The sequence below is a fragment of the Flavobacterium suaedae genome (assembly GCF_014642915.1).
GTDB classification, from domain to species: domain Bacteria; phylum Bacteroidota; class Bacteroidia; order Flavobacteriales; family Flavobacteriaceae; genus Flavobacterium; species Flavobacterium suaedae.
On sequence record NZ_BMJE01000006.1, the window covers coordinates 26059 to 45700 of the forward strand.

Sequence of the window (19642 nt, forward strand, 5' to 3'; positions counted from 1 at the left end):
GTTATTTAACAGTTATTTCATATGGCATAATTACTTGTGCTCCCCTTAGTTGGCTTGCACGACGTATACGTTGTATAACCTGATAGTTTTCTTCGCCTACCTCTTCTTTAATAAAGCTTTCTTTTGTTTTGGCAAAAGGCATGCTTGTAAGGCTGTTTAAAAGGTCTTCAAAGTTTCTTTCATATTCAGGGTAGTTAACTATACTGTATTTGCTTGTTTCTCCCAATTTTGCAGCATGTGCAATAGCTTCATCAAGCCCGCCCAGTTCGTCAGCAAGTCCGTTTTCAACAGCATCTTTACCCGACCATACACGACCTTGACCGATAGCATCAACTTGCTCTTTAGTCATGTTACGTCCTTCGGCTACTCTGGTAATAAAGGTATCATAAACACTCTCTACACTTTCTTGAATAATAGCACGTGTATCATCTTCCAGCGGTGTAAACACACTGTAGCCTGAAGCATTAGCGTGTGTGCTAACCTGTTCTGTATGTACCCCTATATTATTAGCCAGTTCGGTAAAGTTTGGCAGTACACCAAATACCCCTATTGAACCTGTAATAGTGGTAGGCTCAGTAAATATTCTGTTTGCGTTACAAGAAATATAATAACCGCCCGATGCAGCCAGGTTACCCATAGATACTACTACAGGCTTCTTTTTCTTAGCCATTTCTATTTCTCGCCAAATTAATTCGGAAGTTAAAGCACTACCACCCGGAGAGTCAACACGAAGTACAATAGCTTTTACATTTTTATCATCAGCAGCTTCTCTTAGCGATCTTCTCATTGATTTTTCGCCGATGTAATTTAGCCCGCCTTCGCCACCGGTTATTTCTCCCTGTGCGTATATTATGGCTATTTCATCATCACTGTCTATAAGAAGATCCGCCATGTTACCGGACTCAGCGTAATCTAATATAGAAACCGTGTTTATTTCTTCGTCTTTTTTAATGCCCAGTGCTTTACGTATTCCGCTTTGGTATTCATCTATATACGCTACTCTGTCAATAAGTCCTTTTTCTTTAGCCATTTGTGCAGTACGTGCCGAAAGGTTGTTAGCTATACTGTTAAGGCTGTCTAATGGTATTTTTCTGCTTTCAGAAATATCGGTAGCTATAGTACTCCACATAGCATTAAGCAGTGTGCTTATTTGCTCCCTGTTTTCAGGACTCATTTCATTACTAAGGAAAGGTTCTACGGCAGCTTTAAACTTACCGTGGCGTATTACCTCCATTTTTATACCTGTTTTTTCCTGTAAGTCTTTATAGAACATTACTTCAGATGAAAGTCCTTTAAACTCTAAATCCGCTACAGGATTCATATAAATAGTATCCGCTACAGAGTTAAGGTAGTAGTCTTTTTGTCTCAGCATATCAGAATAAGCCACTACAAACTTCCCAGACTCTTTAAACTCGTTAAGTTTATCTCTCAGCGCTTTACTTTGTGCCATACCTAAACCGGAAATACTGTTGGTAATGGTTATCCCTTTAATTTTATCATCAGTTTTGGCATGTTCAATGGCTTTAAGCACATCAATAAGTCCGTCTTGCGGTTCTGAATTCAGGAATTGGAATTCATCATTATAGAAAATTCCTGAGTAGTCATTTGTCACTTCGCTAATGTCAAGCTCTATAACAGAGTTGTTTTTTACTTTAACAACATCTTTGTCGCTACCTCCTGCGGCAGCAATACCTATTATTATAAGTACAAAAAATGATAAAAGGCAAAACAGGAATAAACCTATTATTGTAGCCAGTATGTTTTTTAAAAATTGCATAAGTATTAAAAGTTGATTTTTAATATAAGTAGCAAAAGTACAGATATTGTTACAGTATAAAACAGATTTATAAATAGTAAGGTTAAAAAAGTATTTATAGCTATTTCATTATTCCGCTTTACAATTGTTTTGTTTATTTTGCACCCCTTATGGAATTTCAAAATCAGGCTATTTTATCGTTAGGGAGCAATCAGGGGAACAGGTCACTAAATCTTACTTCCTGTATAGACTATATTCATAATAATATAGCTACTGTAGTAAAAACATCTGCCGTATACGAAACGCCTGCATGGGGTTTTACAGGAGATGATTTTTACAACTGTGCTATTATAGTACATACCCATAAATCGCCTGAAGTTTTACTGGAAGCACTATTAAGCGCAGAACTACAGGCGGGACGTATTCGTGCCGATGTAGAAGGCTATCAGTCACGCGTTATAGATGTTGATATTATAGCGTATAACGATGAGGTAATAAATAGTGAAAGCCTTATAGTACCACACCCGCGAATGCAGGAGCGTAATTTTGTATTACTGCCCCTTCGCGATGTTGCCCCACAATGGGTACACCCTGTTTTGCACAAAAGTATAAATGAACTAATTGCAATAACTCCCGATGATAGTTTGTGTAAAAAAGCAGGAAGCCTTAACGTGCCGCTGCAACATACTTTTGGCGGAATAAACTATATTGCCATAGAAGGTAATATTGGTGTAGGAAAGACAACACTTTCAGGAAAAATAGCAGAGGATTTTAATGCTAAACTGGTATTGGAGCGTTTTGCAGACAATCCGTTTTTACCAAAGTTTTATAAAGACCAAAACCGTTATGCTTTTTCATTAGAAATGTCCTTCCTAGCAGACCGTTACCATCAACTGTCTGATGATTTGGCACAATTTGATTTATTCAGAGATTTTGTAGTAGCAGATTATCATATTTTTAAATCGCTTATTTTCTCTAAAGTTACACTTAGTGAAGATGAGTATAGGTTGTACCGCAAGCTGTTTGATATTATATATAAAGAAATGCCTAAGCCTGACTTGTATGTGTATTTATACCAAAATACAGATAGGTTATTGGAGCAGATAAAGGAACGCGGACGAGCGTATGAACAGGATATAAAATCAGAATATTTAGAAAAAATAAACAGAGGGTATTTGGATTACCTGAAAATGCAGCCTGATTTGAATGTGTTGATTATAGATGTTACAGATAAAGATTTTGTGAGAAATCAGGGTGATTATATTTGGGTTCTAAATAAAATTAAGGAACGCTTACAGCAATCATAGTAAATATGAAAATAAAATACTTCCTTTTTGATTTTGACGGTACTCTGGTTGATTCCAGAATGATTATTGTCTCTCTATACAATAGTTTAGCAGCAAAAAAAGGATACAAACTTATTACGAACGATAATATTACGTACCTGAGAACACTTTCAATTAAAGAAAAATGTAAAGCCTTAGGAGTACCAAGGTATAAAGTTCCTTTTATTGTAACTTGGTTTTCTAAGAGGTTTTATAATGAAGTTACAAAATTGTCTTTTAATGAAGGGATGAAAGCATTACTGCATAGCCTTAATGATAAAAATGTTCCTTACGCAATACTTTCCAGCAATGCACAAAAAAATATTCAGGCATTTTTTGAGTATCAAAATGTAAATGTTCCTGCTATATACACTTCCGGCAGATTGTTTGGTAAAGACAGATTGCTTAAAAAGTTCATGAAACAGCATAACGCTAAACCTGAAGAAATACTTTATATAGGTGACGAAGCAAGAGACATACTTGCCTGCCAAAAGTGTGGTGTGCCTGTAGTTGGAGTAAGCTGGGGGTATGATGCTGTTGAAGCGATACAAAAAACACAACCTGATTATCTTATTAATACTCCTGAAGAGCTAACAAAGCTACTTAAAGGGTTTTTTAACGAATAAGACTAACGTGCCCTTTTATTTCGGGAGAGGTTCTGTCCAGTTTAATTACATACCAATAGTCTGTTGCAGGTAACTCATTACCGTTAAAAGTACCATCCCAATTACGATTTCTTTTGTTTAATTGCGTTATTAACTTCCCGAAACGGTCAAAAATAGTAACCGAAGCACCGGGGTAATGGTCGAATCCTGCTATGGTAAACACATCGTTTATCATATCATTATTTGGGGTAAAGAACTTTTGTACCAGTAATACTCTGAAATTTCGTGCATCAGTACCACAGCCGTTTAACGACCTTGCCTGTGCAATGTGCATACCATCTCGCAATCCTCTGAAAACAGGTGATGATTGATACGCGCCGCCATCAACAGAATATTCATACTCCTGAGAGTTATCTTCCATTATTATAGTAGCTTCGTCTGTATTACTAACATTTACGTTTGTAATTTCAGGAGCATTAAGCATTTCGGTTTCAAATACCTGTGTAGCTTCACAGCCATATTCATTTGTAATAGTAACGGAATAAGTACCTGCTTCACTCACACTAATTGCAGGTGTGGTTGCTCCCGTACTCCATAAATAGTTTACATTGTTATCATTAATTTCAGCATCCAATACTTGAGAAGTGTTTTCACAAAACACAATAGACTCATCAGCATTTGCTACAGGTAGCGGAATAACGGTTATGGTTACAGCCTCCCTTGTTGCAGCAATACAGCCGTTATGCTCAACTTCTGCATAGTAGGTAGTGTCTTCCGTTATGCTATCAATAAAAAATTCATTGCCTGTTGCTGTTGGTGTACCTCCTGTAAGCTCCGTATACCAGTTTACAGTTCCCGCCGAAGGGATAGCCTCTAGGGTAACACTACTGCCAAAGCAAACATTAATGTTTTCATCTACAGTTAGTGTAGGTATGCTTTGTACTGTAACCGTTACTGCCAGCCTTTCATTTGTTGTACATCCGTTACTGTTTTCAGCTTCGGCATAATAAGTGGTACTGGTAGTTAGGTTAGGGGTTGTGTAAGTGTTTCCTGTAGCTATAGGTGCTCCTCCTTCTGCTTCAGTATACCAACTAATACTATCGTTAGTATTATCAGTAGCAACTTCCAATACCGCTACGCCTTCTTCGCATAAAAATACTTCTGTTACATCAGTGGTAATATTTGGAGCAGGTTGTACGGTAACTGTAACAGGCGTTCTGTCTGTTGAGGTACAGTCTAAATGTATAGCTTCAGCGTAAAAAGTTGTGGTGGTGGTTACTTCAGGGCTTGTAATGTTTTCTCCTGTACCAATGAGGTTGCCGTCTGTAGCTGCATCATACCAATTTATTTCCCCTGCCGAAGGCGTTGCACTAAGTGTTGCAGTACCCGAACCGCATAATGCAGGAGGGGTAGTTATAGTTGTTACCGTAGGTGGAGTGTTTACTGTTACGGTAACCGCTGTTCGTGTTGCAGAGGGACAGCCGTTATTTACAGCCTCTGCATAAAAAGTTGTTGTGCTACCTATAAAAGGGCTTGTAATAGTTTCTCCTGTATCAATTAAGTTGCCGTCTGTAGGTGCGTCATACCAGTTTATAGTACCTTCGGAAGCAGTGGCTTCCAGTGTAGTGACACCTTGACCGCAAATAGGGTCAGGAGTGTTGACAGATGCAACTACTGGTAATGGGTTAACAATAGCATCAACAGATGAACGTGTTGCTGTACTACAGTTTTCATCATGAGCAGAAATATAATAAGTGGTAGTACTGGTTAGGGTAGGGGTTGTATAGGTGCTGCCCGTAGCTATAGGTGTTCCGCCTGTAGCATCGGTATACCAATACACTATGCCGTTGCTGGATGTTGCTCCTAATGTAACACTACCACTACCACATAGTATTGATGAGGTAGTTCCTGTTATTTCTACGACCTCTATAGTGGTAGTAGCCGATATATTAAGTGTGGGGTCGCCGGGCATACCACCATATTCTACAATGTACCCTTGCGGGGCATACTCATTAACCCCTCCGTTTAGTTGTAAATCGTTCCAAGAACCTTGAATGCCTACCCCGGGAGCGGTAATGTGTGCGTAGTCTTCATTGTCTTGATTGTTGGGTTCGCCTGTATTCCAGAAAGCAAAATTAGGAGTAGAGCCATTTACTCCTCCATTCCAAAAAACAGTTCCGGTTTCAGGGCCTGTGGCCCATTTCCACACCCCTTCGGTTTCTTCGTCTGTTCCGCCTATCCATCCGGTGCCTTGTGCCTGCTCACCTATTAGTTGTGCTTCGTCTTCTGATAATATTGTAGCTAAATAGCCCTGTAAACCATAATAGTCACTGGCTTCGGCAGCATTTTTAGCAGCTAACCAGTTAATACCTACAGAAGGTATATAAAGGTAGTAATGTCCTGTAGACTCTAAATAGTTTGCTTCTCCAATAGTTATAGAAAAAGTACGTGTACCTGTTGTAGGAATAGTAGCAGTGTTAGTATATACAACATCTTCCACTAAATCTACAAGGTCGGTATAAGGGATGTCTTCCCCTGTGCTTATTATAATTTTAAGTTTTCCTGTTGAGGCATTAAAAATGTTGGTTGTATTGGGGTGAACTCCGCTTAATGATAAAATATCCTCTCCGGATACATATCCTGATGATATTTGTATGTATACTGCTTGGGTACCTACATCATCGGGGTCGTTAATAGTAAAAGATGTTGCTATAGGGGTGTCGCTTCCTGTACAGTATATTTGGTCACCTGTAGCATTAAGTTCCGGTGCTATATTTGTTTGCGAAAAAACACAACACGGTAGCAGTAAAAAATACAGTATTAAAAAAAATAGCTGCTTAAAATTGAATGAATTAAAATGTGGGCGGATAATGTTATTCATTTGATAAATATAGTGGATTAAAACTATACATCATTGTTTGTATAGTTTTTTTGAAAGATATCCCACACTACTATACCGGTACTTACCGAAATGTTGAGGGAATGTTTAGTTCCCAATTGTGGTATTTCTATAGAACCGTTGCATAATTCTATTGCTTTTTGCGATACTCCCTTTACTTCATTACCGAAAACGATAGCGTATTTTTTGTCCTGCTCCGGCATAAAGTCGTTAAGGTAAACAGCGTTGTCAACTTGTTCTACAGCCCATACCTCTGTCTCTTCATTTTGCAAGTTAGTGATAACTTCAAGTACATCTTTATTGTACTCCCACGCAACAGTATCGGTAGCACCTAAAGCCGTTTTGTGTATTTCTTTATGGGGTGGGGTGGCTGTAATACCGCACAGGTAAATTTTTTCTACTAAAAAAGCATCGGCAGTTCTAAAAACAGAGCCTATGTTGTGCAGGCTTCTAATATCATCAAGAATAATAATAAGAGGTGTTTTTTTTGCACTTTTAAAATCTTTCACGCTTTTTCTTCCCAGTTCGCTGTTTTCAAGTTTTCTCATAATCCGTTTTTAGTAAAAAGCAAAAATACATATTCTGTATCAGCTTTTATAGTTATGCACCAGTTGCTAACATTACTATATATTTTTTGGTATTTTGTGTAACTTCGCCAGTTAGTAACTAAAAAATATTTTCTCTTGGCGGCTAAAGAAAAGAAAGCAAAAGAAACTCCTTTAATGAAGCAATATAACAGTATAAAGGCTAAATACCCTGATGCCTGTTTACTGTTTAGGGTAGGGGATTTTTATGAAACTTTTGGAGAGGATGCCATTAGGGCTGCCGATATTTTGGGTATAGTATTAACCAAAAGAGGCTCAGGTAGTGAAAAAGAAACTGCTTTGGCAGGTTTCCCGCACCACTCGCTGAATACTTATTTGCCTAAACTGGTAAAAGCAGGCTTGCGTGTTGCAATATGCGACCAGCTTGAGGATCCTAAAATGACCAAAACCATTGTAAAGCGTGGTGTTACCGAGTTGGTTACTCCCGGTGTTTCGCTTAATGATGAGGTGTTACAATCCAAGTCGAATAACTTTTTGGCATCAGTATATTTTGGCAGGAAATGTTTGGGTATTTCTTTTTTAGATGTTTCTACGGGAGAGTTCCTTACTTCGCAGGGAAATGAAGAATATATTGATAAGTTATTGCAAAACTTTAGTCCGAGTGAGGTGCTGATACCGAAAAATGAGAAAAATAAATTCAGAGAAGTTTTCGGGGAAGATTACCATACCTATTATCTGGAAGATTGGGTGTATAAAGAAGATTATGCCTATGAAAGCCTTACAACCCATTTTGAAACCAATTCTTTAAAAGGTTTCGGGGTAGAGGAACTGCATGAAGGTATAATAGCATCAGGGGCAGTGTTATATTATCTTTCGGAAACACAGCACAATAAAGTACAGCATATAACTGCCATACAGCGTATAGCCGAAGACGCTTATGTATGGATGGATAGGTTTACCAGCCGAAACCTGGAATTATACCACAGTACAAACCCTAATGCGGTAACGTTACTGGATGTAATTGATAAAACCCTTTCGCCAATGGGAGGAAGGCTTTTAAAGCGTTGGTTGGCATTACCACTTAAAGATGCTAACAAGGTAAAATCACGCCATGAGGTAGTGGCATATTTTAAAGAGCATACTGATACAAAACGGCAAATACAGGATCAGATAAAACAAATGTCTGATCTTGAAAGGTTAATATCTAAGATAGCAACAGGAAAAGTATCCCCTCGTGAGGTGAATCATTTAAAAGATTCCCTTGATGCTATAGTGCCGGTAAAAAAACTGGCTCTGGAGAGTGATAATGAAGCACTGAAAGCTATAGGTGATAGTTTGCACAATTGCGACCTTTTACGTGAAAAGATAAAAGATACTCTTAATCCCGAAGCACCTGTTTCCATCAATAAAGGGAATGCTATTGCTAAAGGCATACATAAAGAACTGGATGAACTTCGCGATATAGCCTATTCAGGTAAAGAGTTCCTTGACGGTATTGAAAAACGCGAAGCTGACCGCACCGGAATTACATCACTTAAAATAGCCTTTAATAATGTGTTTGGGTATTATATTGAAGTGCGTAATACCCATAAAGATAAAGTACCTGCCGAATGGGTGCGTAAGCAAACCTTAGTGAGTGCAGAGCGTTATATTACCGAAGAGCTTAAAGAGTATGAAGCAAAAATATTAGGAGCAGAGGAGAAAATTCAGCAACTGGAAAGCCAGATTTTTGAACAGCTTGTAGCTTGGATTTCAACGTATATAAAACCGGTACAGCTTAATGCGGGGTTAATCGCTCAGATAGATTGTTTGGCATCGTTTGCCCAATTGGCGACTGAAAACAATTACGTTCGCCCTGAAATTGATGATACCTTTGAACTAGATATTAAAGAAGGGCGTCACCCTGTAATTGAAAAGCAATTACCTGTTGATGTGCCTTATGTTACCAACAATGTGTATTTAGACAGGACTACCCAGCAAATAGTAATGATTACAGGTCCTAATATGTCGGGTAAATCGGCTATACTAAGGCAAACGGCTCTTATTGTACTGTTAGCGCAAATGGGAAGTTTTGTGCCTGCCGAAAACGTTCGCATGGGTATAGTAGATAAAATTTTTACCCGAGTAGGAGCTTCGGATAATATTTCGATGGGAGAATCTACTTTTATGGTAGAGATGAACGAAACGGCGAGTATACTAAACAACCTGTCTGACCGTAGTTTAATATTACTTGATGAAATTGGGCGTGGTACCAGTACTTATGATGGTATATCTATAGCCTGGGCTATTGCCGAATTTATACATGAGCATCCTGCAAAACCTAAAACGTTGTTTGCTACACACTACCATGAACTAAACGAAATGCAGGATATTTTTGAGCGTATTCAAAACTATAATGTATCGGTAAAAGAGCTTAAAGATACCGTGCTGTTTATCCGTAAGTTGGTAAAAGGTGGGTCGGCACATAGTTTTGGTATTCATGTAGCTAAAATGGCAGGTATGCCACAAATGGTAGTGCAAAAAGCGCAAAAACTACTTAAAAAACTGGAAAAAGACCATTCAAGTGAAGCGCTGGCAAATGTAAAAGCTACTGAGAAAGATGAAATGCAATTGAGCTTCTTTAATCTGGATGACCCATTATTGGAAGAAATAAAAGAGGAAATAGTTAACCTGGATATTGATACTCTTACCCCTGTAGAAGCTTTAATGAAGCTGAATGAAATAAAGCGTATGCTGGCAGCAAAATAAAGCACTGTAATAATTTTCATTTTTAGTTACAGTAAAGCCTGTTGTTTGCGTACTTTTACAGCTTAGTTCTTTACTTTATTTCTTTTCAAATAGTACAGGTTTTTGGCGAGAGCCAAAATTAAGAGGGAATCGTGTGTAAATCACGAACTGTCGCGCAACTGTAAGTAACCCTAAAAGTTTTTACCCGTGTTGCCCACTGTTTTTTATAAAAATGGGAAGGGCGGTAAAAATGTTACAAGTCAGGATACCTACCTATATTACATTGACAATGCTTTCGCGGTTTGAAGTTATTGGTTGAAAAACAACATGGGCGTGTTATGCCTTTTTGCGTTCTTTTCTGTCTGTATATACTTTTTAAAGCATTGTGAAATTCGGTAAGAACTTTACAAACAGATAACAATTTAAATAATAAGTATATGACACTGGAAGAAAAAATTAAGCAGTCGGAAACCCATATTTTTAAAGCAATATTCCCGAATACTACTAATCATTACGATACTCTTTTTGGAGGTACAGCCATGCAGTTAATGGATGAAGTGGCTTTTATTACCGCAACCCGGTTCAGCCGTCAGCGTGTGGTAACGGTAAGCAGTGACCGTATTGATTTTAAACAACCCATACCTGCGGGTACTTTTGCCGAATTTATAGGTAAAGTAGTTAAAATAGGGAATACCAGCTTGCAGGTACATGTTGAGATTTATGTAGAGGATATGTATTCGGAAAGTAGGGAAAAGGCAATAAGCGGTAACTTTACTTTTGTAGCACTTAATGAAAATAAAGAACCTGTGCCGATTAATAAATAGTGCAGCGTGTTGTATAAATATGTAAAGTGAATTTCTTTAATTTTTAAGTTTAACGTTACCAGAAAGTTATGAGTTAGACTTAATTTTTTTGATAAAAACACTTGCAAAAATAAAAATATGTGCTACATTTGCACTCGCAATAACAAACAAAGTTTGTGGTTGCAAAATGCGAAAATAGCTCAGCTGGTAGAGCGCAACCTTGCCAAGGTTGAGGTCGCGGGTTCGAACCCCGTTTTTCGCTCTAGGTACTACCTAATGCTCGAGTGGTGGAATTGGTAGACACGCTGGACTTAAAATCCAGTGGGCAGTAATGTCCGTGCGGGTTCAAGTCCCGCCTCGAGTACAAAAAACCTGTAACATATAGTATATGTTACAGGTTTTTTGCTTTTATATGCTTTTATTATTTAAACGGAAGGTGTGAAATAACTATTTCGGTATTTTGGTCTTCGTAGTTTTGTTTTAGGTAGTAGTTAAAAGTTGAAGCCCACTCTTCTGCTTTTTCTATTTTAGGACCAAGTGTTATTTGGTGTAGTGCGGGGCGTATATCAACCAGTTCAATATATACTTTTGGTGTTTCGTTATCTATTCCTTTTTTAAAACCTACACCGTCTATTATAAGGCGTACCTCGTGTTCATATAAATAATCGGTGCTTTTAAATAGGTAAGCTATCTCGTTTAGCTTTTCAGTAATAATAACTTTATCTTCTTCGTTAATTTCATTTTCCTCTATGTGTTTCGCTAACTCTGACATTAAGTCGTTTAATTTCATTTCTTTATCATCATCAGTTGGTCCGGGTATTGTAAAGCATGTATTTCCCTCTTTTTTATCTAAATAAGCGACTCTGTAGAAAGTAAAATCGCTATTTGTTATTAATGAGTTTTCAGGAGTAGTTTTAGTTTCTTTATTTATAGATTCTTTTATTGCGTTAACAAATTTTTCCCTATTAATAGTAAGTGCACAACCTTTTGCTTCTATGTCATTTTCTTTACCATACATTCGCCAAAGTGTAAGGTCATCATGCTTGGCTTTCGGTACAAAACTACCTATAAATGGTTTTTCGGTAAAAGGTTCTGCTATTGTTCTGTCATTGGTTTGCTCCGTAATATGAAAGTTGTTTAAAAAATTAAATAAGGCTCTCCCTTCGGAAGTATCATTTAAAAAAGCACCTTCTGAAAGCCTGAATGTACTTTTTTCTTCTAGGATTAATATTTTAGCAGTAGAAAGGGATGTATAATGGGTTACACAATCTTCTTCAAAAACTAATATACTTTTTATTTGTTCAACAATGTTACTAACGGCGCTATAAGATGGTATTTTAATTGCAAACTCTAGCTCTTTAATATTTTCTTTAGCTTGTTTAGCCCAATAGTCATTTTTATCAGATACGAGTTTTAAATATTTTTCAAAATCATTTATTGCATCTTTAAAATTTCCTTTTATTTGCCAAATATTTCCTCTGTTATAATAGGCTTTTGCATGTTTTGGATTTATTTTAATAGCTTTATTATAATCTTCAATAGCCTTATCAAATTTTTCTTTTTTATACCAAGAGTTTCCACGGTTTAGATAAAAGATTATATTCTTGGGATTTATTTCAATAGCTTTATCATAGTCTTTTATAGCCTTATCGAGCTCTCCTTTATTATGCCAAGCAAGCCCTCTATTATTATAGGGATCTGAATACTTAGGGTTTATTTCTACAGCTTTGTTGTAATCCTCTATTGCTCTATTGTATTCTTCTTTTTCATTCAAGGCGTTTCCCCTGTTATTATAGGCATTTGCATCTGTAGGGTTTATTTCAATAGCTTTATTATAATCCTTTATAGCTTCATCAAGTTCTCCTTTTTTATGCATAGAGAATCCTCTATTTTGGTAGGCATCTGCATCCTTAGGATTTATTTCAATAACTTTATTGTAATCCTCTATTGCTCTAGTGTATTCTCCTTTTTCATGCCAACTATTTCCTCTGTTAAAATATAAATTTGCATCTGTAGGATTTATTTCGATAGCTTTATTGTAGTCTTTTATAGCCTTATCTAAATCATTTAGCTTTTCAAATATTACTCCTCGCAACATATAGAGGTAAGCATTATTATGTTGTGCTAATAATTCGTCGGGTAGTAGCTCTATTATTTCTTGATACTCTTCCTCTTTAAAAAGCTGTTCGGCTTTTTCTATTAGTTCTTCGGTAGTCATTATAGTAATAGTAATTTTAAGTTGGTAGGACTAATATAGTTATAAAATAAATACAAATAAAAAACCCCGCTATTGCGGGGTTTTATGCTTTTTACTAATTTGTTATTAGTGAGCGTGATCTTCATGAATTTCTTCATGAGCTTCGTCAGATACAGAATCCATCTTAGCTTCAGCTTCGTCAGCAGTTTCTTCTACTTCAGCTTCTACTTCATTAGCAGTTTCTTCCATTTCGTTAGCAGCTTCGTCAGCAGTAGCTTCTACTTCAGTTTCAGCTTCGTTAGCTTTCTCTTTGCATGATACGAAAGATACGCTCATCATAGCAACAAGTGCCATGCTTAAAACAACTTTTTTCATCTTACTAAATTATAAAGGTTAATTATTAATTCCCGACAAAGATATAAATTTTTTGATATCTTAAAATATTTAGTGCTAAATTTTTAAAAAATATTTCAGTATTGATATACAGTACTTTACATTGTAAAATTAAAGTTTTTTCTTAAACTTTTGTGCTGGCTTTAAAAACACTGTCTTAAAATACATCTTTTATTTTACCTGTAATAATGCTAAATATATTTTATTGACAGATTGCCAATTTACCTTTTCTTAACGTTAACTAATTCCATCTCGTCAATAAGGCGTTTAGCACCGGCATATTTATCAATTATAAACAGTACATAACGTATGTCAACCATAATATTACGGCAAATGGCAGGGTCATAATAAACGTCGCTCATAGTACCTTCCCAAACACGGTCAAAGTTCAGCCCTATAAGGTTACCCTTAGCATCTATAGCCGGGCTACCCGAGTTACCGCCTGTAGTGTGGTTAGTACCCAGGAAACAAACAGGCATTTTACCATTTTCGCCATAAGGACCGTAGTTTTTAGTATTGTACAGGTTTATCAGCTTTTGCGGAACGTCAAACTCATAATCACCCGGTACATATTTTTCAATTACCCCATCAAGGTAGGTTACAGGCTGGTAGTAAACGGCATCTCTTGGTTCATACCCTTTAACCTGACCGTAAGTAACACGCATAGTACTGTTAGCATCAGGGAAAATACGAGCGTCTTTAGGGCTTAGTTCCAGTATACCCTTCATGTAGGTACGCTGTAAAGCATCCAGTTCTAAAGTTAACTCTTCATACTTTGGTGCTACTTTTTCAATGTAAGCATTCATCATGGCTTTTATAAGTTCGTAGCCCGGGTCAGCATTAAGCGTTTTAATAATTTCCTCCGGTTCGTTGCTTGTATTCAATAACTCTTTAACCCCATCATATGAAGTCAGCTTTGAGTTCGTATAAATATTTTGAGTTAACTCCTGTGTGTTTGCATTTTTCAGCATATCCGGCAGGAACTGCTCAGGCGATTTTTCAGCATACAGTGCAATAAGCTGCTCGAATACTTTTTCATCAACCTTTTTGCTGTAATCTTTATAGGTACCTTCAAGTGACTTTACGGTATTGTTTTTTCTGTCGGTAAACGACTGCGCCCCGCGAGCATTATAAATTTGTTCTAACTGGTATAACCTGTACCCGATAGTTAATAGCTCCACATTACGAATGGCAACCTCAATAAAGTAATCTCTGCTTAATTGGTATGGCTCAATTTCATTATAATATTTTTCAAAATCATTGAATAAGTTACCATACTCATCCATTTTACCTGCCTTTTTAGCATTGGCAAGAAAAGCCTTTTCAAAAGTCTTTTTAGCCGCTACCGCATTGGTTTTTTTAAGCCCCTGCGTTTCGCCAATCCATTTTTTCCAGTAGTTAGCAATACTAGCGTATTTTGATGCATACTGAATTTTAATTTGCTTGTCCTTACGCATAAAAGCGTCGGTTACTTTTAAGGCTGCATCACGCACCTCAATTTTAGCAGGGTTGATAACATCAATCAGTTGCTCTACAGCTACCGATGGTAAATACTCCTGTGTTCTACCCGGATAACCGAAAACCAGTGTAAAATCGCCTTCTTCAATACCGCCTAACGAAATTGGGAAGTAATGTTTCGGTGTATACGGTACGTTATCCTCTGAATATTCAGCAGGAAGGTTGTCTTTATTCGCGTAGATACGGAACAGCGAGAAATCGCCCGTGTGGCGTGGCCATACCCAGTTATCAGTATCGGAACCGAATTTACCGATTGACGATGGCGGTGCACCCACCAAACGAACATCTTTATAGGTTTCGGTTACAAAAAGCATGTATTGGTTGCCCTCGTAAAAGGTACGGATACTATTTTCCTGGTAACTTTCTTTAGGCGACGATTTTGTTACCTGTGCTATATTATCCTGTATTTTCTTCTGTTTGTCCTCTTCACTTTTTAGTATGCTTACGCCTTCCAGTATTTTGTTGGTAACATCTTCAATGCGTACTATAAAAGTAACTTCCATACCGGGGTTTGGTAGTTCTTCTTCAAGACTCATAGCCCAAAAGCCGTCGGTAAGATAATCGTGCTCTACAGTTGAGTGCGCCTGAATTTCGCCATATCCACAGTGGTGGTTGGTAAGTAACAGCCCTTTAGGTGAAATAACCTCCGAGGTACATCCGCCGTTAAAATGCGGAACGGCATCTTTAAGGCTGGAATGGTTTACATCATAAATATCCGAAGCCGACATTTTCATGCCAAGGCTTTTCATTTCTTTTTCGTTCATTCCCTTTAGTAAAGAAGGAATCCACATACCGCCCTGTTGTGCATAGGCTGGTATAATAAGCAGTAATACGAGTAAGCGTAATAGTTTGTTCATGATAATTGAGTTAGTTGGGTGCAAGATAGGAAATTTTGGAACGGGGTCGAAATCGAAACTTATTGAACAATTTTTTTAAATTTGAATATATTTAAATTATATTAAGATGATATTTGATGATGAACCTCAAACATGGAGTCAACTACAAAACTATGTTGGTAAAATGTTTACAGAATGTGGGTTTGAAACTGAGGTTTCTAAAGTTGTAGAACTTGTTAGAGGACAAAAAGAGATTGATGTAATTACCCAAGATTTAAGGAGCGAATATAAGCCAACTATATTAATTGAATGTAAATTTTGGAAAGAGAAAGTAAATCAAGAAATAGTCCATTCTTTCAGAACTGTAGTTAACGATTTTGGCGCAAATTTAGGATTTATAGTCTCAAAGAACGGGTTTCAGTCAGGATGTTATGAAGCAGCTAAAAATACAAATATTAGATTAGTTAGTCTTAAAGAATTAGAAGCAGAGTACTATAAAAAATGGTTGCAAGGAATGGTTGAGAAATATATGCCCTATGCAGATAAACTTTTTCCTTATTGGGATTATACTGGAACAAAAATGCCAAATGATGGGGGAAAAATAGACTTTGAAAAACAACAATTAATATTTTCGGCATATAAACCAATTTGTGCTATTGGTCCAAGTGACATAATGTTGCCTCCTTTAGGTTTTATTCGTGAATATCCTATTATAGTTCCTATTATTGATGATCGTTTGATTCAAATAGGAGAGAAGAGTATAGAAACGGATCGACAATATTTTGATTTTGTAGAGGATAATAAAGAGAGAGCATTAAAACATTTCAAAATACTTTATAGAGAATAATGTGTTATGAGTTTATATAAAAATTACTTTTTGTTTTTTTATTGTATCTAAATCATTTTTTCATAATAAACAACACTATGTTTTCCTCAATCCTTGCCCATATACGCCGATTTGTTCCTCTAAATTCAGAAGAAGAAGCCCTGCTTGCTTCGTTACTCGAAGTACGGGAAGTAAAAAAGAAAGAACATTTGCTACAGGCAGGCGAAATATGCAAGGCAAATTATTTTGTGGCAAAAGGCTGTTTCCGGCTGTACCTTATAACCGATAAGGGTGCAGAGCAGGTAATTCAGTTTGGTATTGAGGACTGGTGGATAACTGATTATGCCGGGCTGAAAAGCGGTAAGCCTTCAGGGTTTTATGTACAGGCTGTTGAACCTTCTACCGTAGTAGTACTAAACAAAGAAGCCGAAGAAGAACTTTTTGATAAAATACCGCAGTTAGAGCGGTATTTCAGGCAGGTACTGGAACGTGCCTATTCGGCACAGCTTACCCGTATTCACTACATTTTTAACATGACTGGCGAGGAACAGTACAAACTTATGAACAAGCATTACCCTGAATTTGTGCAGCGTGTACCGCAGTATATGCTGGCTTCTTTTCTGGGAATCACTCCTGAGTTTTTGAGTATGCTTCGGGCAAAAAAAGACTAAGAGTAGTCATAAAGCCGAAAAGATTGCCACGCTTCATTGCATTACGCTCGCAATGACAAAGGATGGTGCGACTGCCAACGAAGCAATCTCTTTCTTAAACTACTTTAAGTTTTTTGCAGTTTGTATGGCGGAAATTTGCTGTGTAAACAAAAAACAGGTAGCATGAAATCACGATTTAAACTTAACGAAGCAGAACCACAGGCGTATAAAGCCATGTTGGCATTTGAAGATTATTTTGCCAACAGCGAAATTACCAAAACCCACAAAGAACTTATCAAGATAAGAGCATCGCAAATAAACGGTTGTGCTTTTTGTTTGGATATGCATACGAAAGATGCCCGTAAAAACGGCGAAACCGAACAGCGTACTTATGTTTTAAACGCATGGCGTGACACCACCCTTTTTACCGAGGAAGAAAGAGCTATTTTAGCCCTGACCGAAGCGGTAACCAAGATTGCGCAAAACCATGTACCCGATGATGTGTACAATAATGCTGTAAACGTGTTGGGCAAAAAATATACGGCTCAGGTGCTTATGGGTATTATAGCCATTAACGGCTGGAACAGAATTGCTATTACTACAGGTATGATGCCTGCTTAATAAAGAGTCTTAAAGTCGAAAGTTTATAAAGTCTTTAAAGGAGATTCCTTCCCTACGTTCGGGATGGCATTACGGTTTTGTCATTGCGAGCAGAGCGAAGCAATCTTTTTTACTTTCCAACTTTCGACTTTAAAAACTTTACGACTATACTATTAGTTTCATTAGGTTGCGGGTATGTATGGTGTAATTTTTAGATAGGTACAGGTTGCGGGCGGTTTCATTATGGTGCTCTACTTCCAGATAAATTATTCTAATACCCAGTTTTTGAGCCTCGGTATGGATAAAATCAAGTGTTTTTTTGCCCAGCCCAAACCCTCGTGCTTCGGAGCCGATAAACAGTTCATCCAGAAAAGCAATGCGCCCGCCATACTCAAAACTAAATACAAACGTGAGTATTACATAACCTACGGGTTGCCCGTTGTGTAATATCAGCCAGGCACTACCCAGGGAGTCATTTACAATAAACTCCTTTAATAACCTTTTCGATTTTTCTGCATCCATAGGGTAGTTGTCAATGCCGTAAAATTCCTGCATCATACCGGTAACTACCTCTATATCCTGCTGCGCTATGGGTTTAAAATCAACCATTAGTATGCTATCTTTTTCATAATTGTGTCAACTGCTCCCCGGTTCATACTGACGAAGGTGCCCGCTATGTGTCCTTTTTCAGTTCGGTACACTTCATCATAAGCTAAAAGGCTCAGCGTTTCTTCCATCTCCTGTTTGTTATTTACCGAAATACAGCCTCCCATTTGTACCAATGCCACTGCTTCGGGGAATTTTTGGTGGTTAGGGCCTATAATTATCGGCACACCGAAAGCAGCGGGTTCTAAAATATTGTGCAGTCCTGCTGTGCCAAATCCTCCACCTACATAGGCAGCATCTGCATAGCTGTATATTTTACCGAGTATGCCTATGGTGTTTACAATAAATACATCATACTCCGCAAGATTCTTGTCTTCCATTTCAGTAAATAGTACTGTTTTTTTGGTAATAGCATTTTGCAAGTCATTAATATGGCTTTCACCTATGGTATGGGGTGCGATAATAAATTTTACATCCTCTGACTTATTGATGAAGTCCGTAAACAGGGCTTCGCCTTTAGGCCATGAACTACCAAACACTATGGTGGTTTTTCCATTGATGAACTCCTCGATAAAAGGTAGCGTGTTGTCACGTTCCAGTATTTCGCTTACGCGGTCATAGCGGGTGTCGCCGCTAACGGTTATATTATTGAAACCAATGTTTTGTAATAGTTTTTTAGAACTTTCATACTGCACAAACAGGTGGTTGAAGGCTTTTAATGCCTTACGGTAAAAACCACCATACCACTTAAAGAATATTTGCTTCTCCCTGAAAAGCCCCGATATAAGGTAGGCTTCGATGTTTCTCTTTTTTACTTCGTTAAGGTAGTTAGGCCAAAACTCATATTTGATAAAGAAAACCAGCTCGGGGTGTGCCAAGTCCATAAATTTTTTAGCATTGGCTTTGGTGTCCAGCGGTAAGTAGACCACTACATCGGCATCCTTAGTGTTTTTTCGTACTTCATACCCTGACGGCGAAAAGAATGTTACCAGTATTTTATGACTGGGGTATTTATCTTTTATTTTTTCCATTACGGGTAGTCCCTGTTCGTATTCGCCCAATGATGCGGCGTGAAACCATATTACTTTATCAGAAGATTGAATTTTCTCTTTTAGGGTACTAAAAACAACTTTTCTGCCCGATACAAACAGTTTCATTTTCGGGCTGAAAAGCGCTGCTATCTTTAGGATAGGTGCGACTATATGGGTGAGTATATTATACAGAAAAAACATTGTTATAGTATTGAGGTGCTAAAATACAGCAATTTTTCGGCATTATATTTTTAATAAAAATTGCCTGACCTCCTTTATTTAAATTATAAATAATCACAAGGCATGCATTTCACGATATTTTTAG

Annotated in this window: 15 protein-coding genes, 2 tRNA genes and 1 riboswitch; of the genes, 9 read left to right on the plus strand and 8 right to left on the minus strand. The window is 37.4% G+C overall.

What is annotated here, in order from left to right; all coding sequences use genetic code 11:
• Position 1: 1 nt before the first annotated feature.
• Positions 2–1777: a signal peptide peptidase SppA gene (gene sppA / locus IEW45_RS11430; RefSeq protein WP_188621391.1), complete on the minus strand. Its 1776-nt coding sequence runs from the start codon at positions 1775–1777 to the stop codon at positions 2–4.
• Positions 1778–1926: 149 nt separating this feature from the next.
• Between sppA and folK the strand changes: the two genes are divergently transcribed.
• Both folK and IEW45_RS11440 read left to right on the plus strand, forming a co-directional pair.
• Positions 1927–3063 carry a 2-amino-4-hydroxy-6-hydroxymethyldihydropteridine diphosphokinase gene (gene folK, locus IEW45_RS11435; protein ID WP_188621392.1) on the plus strand — a complete coding sequence of 379 codons (1137 nt, stop codon included), beginning with the start codon at positions 1927–1929 and terminating at the stop codon, positions 3061–3063.
• Between the two features lie 5 nt (positions 3064–3068).
• Positions 3069–3707 (plus strand): HAD hydrolase-like protein, encoded by a 639-nt coding sequence (locus IEW45_RS11440; RefSeq protein ID WP_188621393.1) that lies wholly within the window; start codon positions 3069–3071, stop codon positions 3705–3707.
• Here the strand turns inward: IEW45_RS11440 and IEW45_RS11445 are convergent.
• Positions 3697–6567 (minus strand): Ig-like domain-containing protein, encoded by a 2871-nt coding sequence (locus IEW45_RS11445; RefSeq protein ID WP_188621394.1) that lies wholly within the window; start codon positions 6565–6567, stop codon positions 3697–3699. The genes IEW45_RS11440 and IEW45_RS11445 overlap by 11 nt on opposite strands.
• A 23-nt stretch (positions 6568–6590) precedes the next feature.
• Complete coding sequence (locus tag IEW45_RS11450; RefSeq protein WP_188621395.1) at positions 6591–7133, minus strand: RNA methyltransferase; 543 nt, start codon at positions 7131–7133, stop codon at positions 6591–6593.
• 135 nt (positions 7134–7268) lie between these two features.
• Between IEW45_RS11450 and mutS the strand changes: the two genes are divergently transcribed.
• From mutS to IEW45_RS11470, 4 genes are all read left to right on the plus strand, one after another.
• Complete coding sequence (mutS, locus tag IEW45_RS11455) at positions 7269–9878, plus strand: DNA mismatch repair protein MutS (RefSeq protein ID WP_188621396.1); 2610 nt, start codon at positions 7269–7271, stop codon at positions 9876–9878.
• 79 nt (positions 9879–9957) lie between these two features.
• Positions 9958–10148: riboswitch (cobalamin riboswitch) on the plus strand.
• Between the two features lie 146 nt (positions 10149–10294).
• Complete coding sequence (locus tag IEW45_RS11460) at positions 10295–10681, plus strand: acyl-CoA thioesterase (RefSeq protein WP_188621397.1); 387 nt, start codon at positions 10295–10297, stop codon at positions 10679–10681.
• Positions 10682–10849: 168 nt separating this feature from the next.
• Positions 10850–10922 (plus strand) — tRNA-Gly (locus tag IEW45_RS11465).
• 16 nt (positions 10923–10938) lie between these two features.
• A tRNA-Leu gene (locus IEW45_RS11470) sits at positions 10939–11024 on the plus strand.
• Between the two features lie 57 nt (positions 11025–11081).
• Here IEW45_RS11470 and IEW45_RS11475 read toward each other — a convergent pair.
• The 3 genes from IEW45_RS11475 to IEW45_RS11485 all read right to left on the minus strand — a co-directional run bounded on the left by IEW45_RS11475 (position 11082) and on the right by IEW45_RS11485 (position 15625).
• Positions 11082–12878, minus strand: a complete 1797-nt coding sequence (locus tag IEW45_RS11475) for a tetratricopeptide repeat protein (protein WP_188621398.1) — start codon at positions 12876–12878, stop codon at positions 11082–11084.
• 105 nt (positions 12879–12983) lie between these two features.
• Positions 12984–13232 carry a hypothetical protein gene (locus IEW45_RS11480; RefSeq protein WP_188621399.1) on the minus strand — a complete coding sequence of 83 codons (249 nt, stop codon included), beginning with the start codon at positions 13230–13232 and terminating at the stop codon, positions 12984–12986.
• Between the two features lie 239 nt (positions 13233–13471).
• Positions 13472–15625 carry a S46 family peptidase gene (locus IEW45_RS11485; RefSeq protein ID WP_188621400.1) on the minus strand — a complete coding sequence of 718 codons (2154 nt, stop codon included), beginning with the start codon at positions 15623–15625 and terminating at the stop codon, positions 13472–13474.
• 106 nt (positions 15626–15731) lie between these two features.
• Between IEW45_RS11485 and IEW45_RS11490 the strand changes: the two genes are divergently transcribed.
• The 3 genes from IEW45_RS11490 to IEW45_RS11500 all read left to right on the plus strand — a co-directional run bounded on the left by IEW45_RS11490 (position 15732) and on the right by IEW45_RS11500 (position 17701).
• A complete protein-coding gene (locus tag IEW45_RS11490; RefSeq protein ID WP_188621401.1) occupies positions 15732–16451 on the plus strand; it encodes a restriction endonuclease in 720 nt (239 codons plus the stop codon).
• Between the two features lie 77 nt (positions 16452–16528).
• Entirely contained in the window at positions 16529–17101 is a 573-nt protein-coding gene (locus IEW45_RS11495) for a Crp/Fnr family transcriptional regulator (protein WP_188621402.1), read from the plus strand.
• Between the two features lie 162 nt (positions 17102–17263).
• The gene (locus IEW45_RS11500; RefSeq protein WP_188621403.1) at positions 17264–17701 is read left to right on the plus strand and encodes a carboxymuconolactone decarboxylase family protein; all 438 of its coding nucleotides are present in this window, start codon (positions 17264–17266) and stop codon (positions 17699–17701) included.
• A gap of 144 nt (positions 17702–17845) precedes the next feature.
• Here the strand turns inward: IEW45_RS11500 and IEW45_RS11505 are convergent, their stop codons facing one another.
• Positions 17846–18289, minus strand: coding sequence for a GNAT family N-acetyltransferase (locus IEW45_RS11505; protein WP_229665940.1), 444 nt, complete (start codon positions 18287–18289; stop codon positions 17846–17848).
• Positions 18289–19518 carry a 3-deoxy-D-manno-octulosonic acid transferase gene (locus IEW45_RS11510; RefSeq protein ID WP_188621404.1) on the minus strand — a complete coding sequence of 410 codons (1230 nt, stop codon included), beginning with the start codon at positions 19516–19518 and terminating at the stop codon, positions 18289–18291. Before IEW45_RS11510 ends, IEW45_RS11505 begins: the two co-directional genes overlap by 1 nt.
• Positions 19519–19642 lie beyond the last annotated feature (124 nt).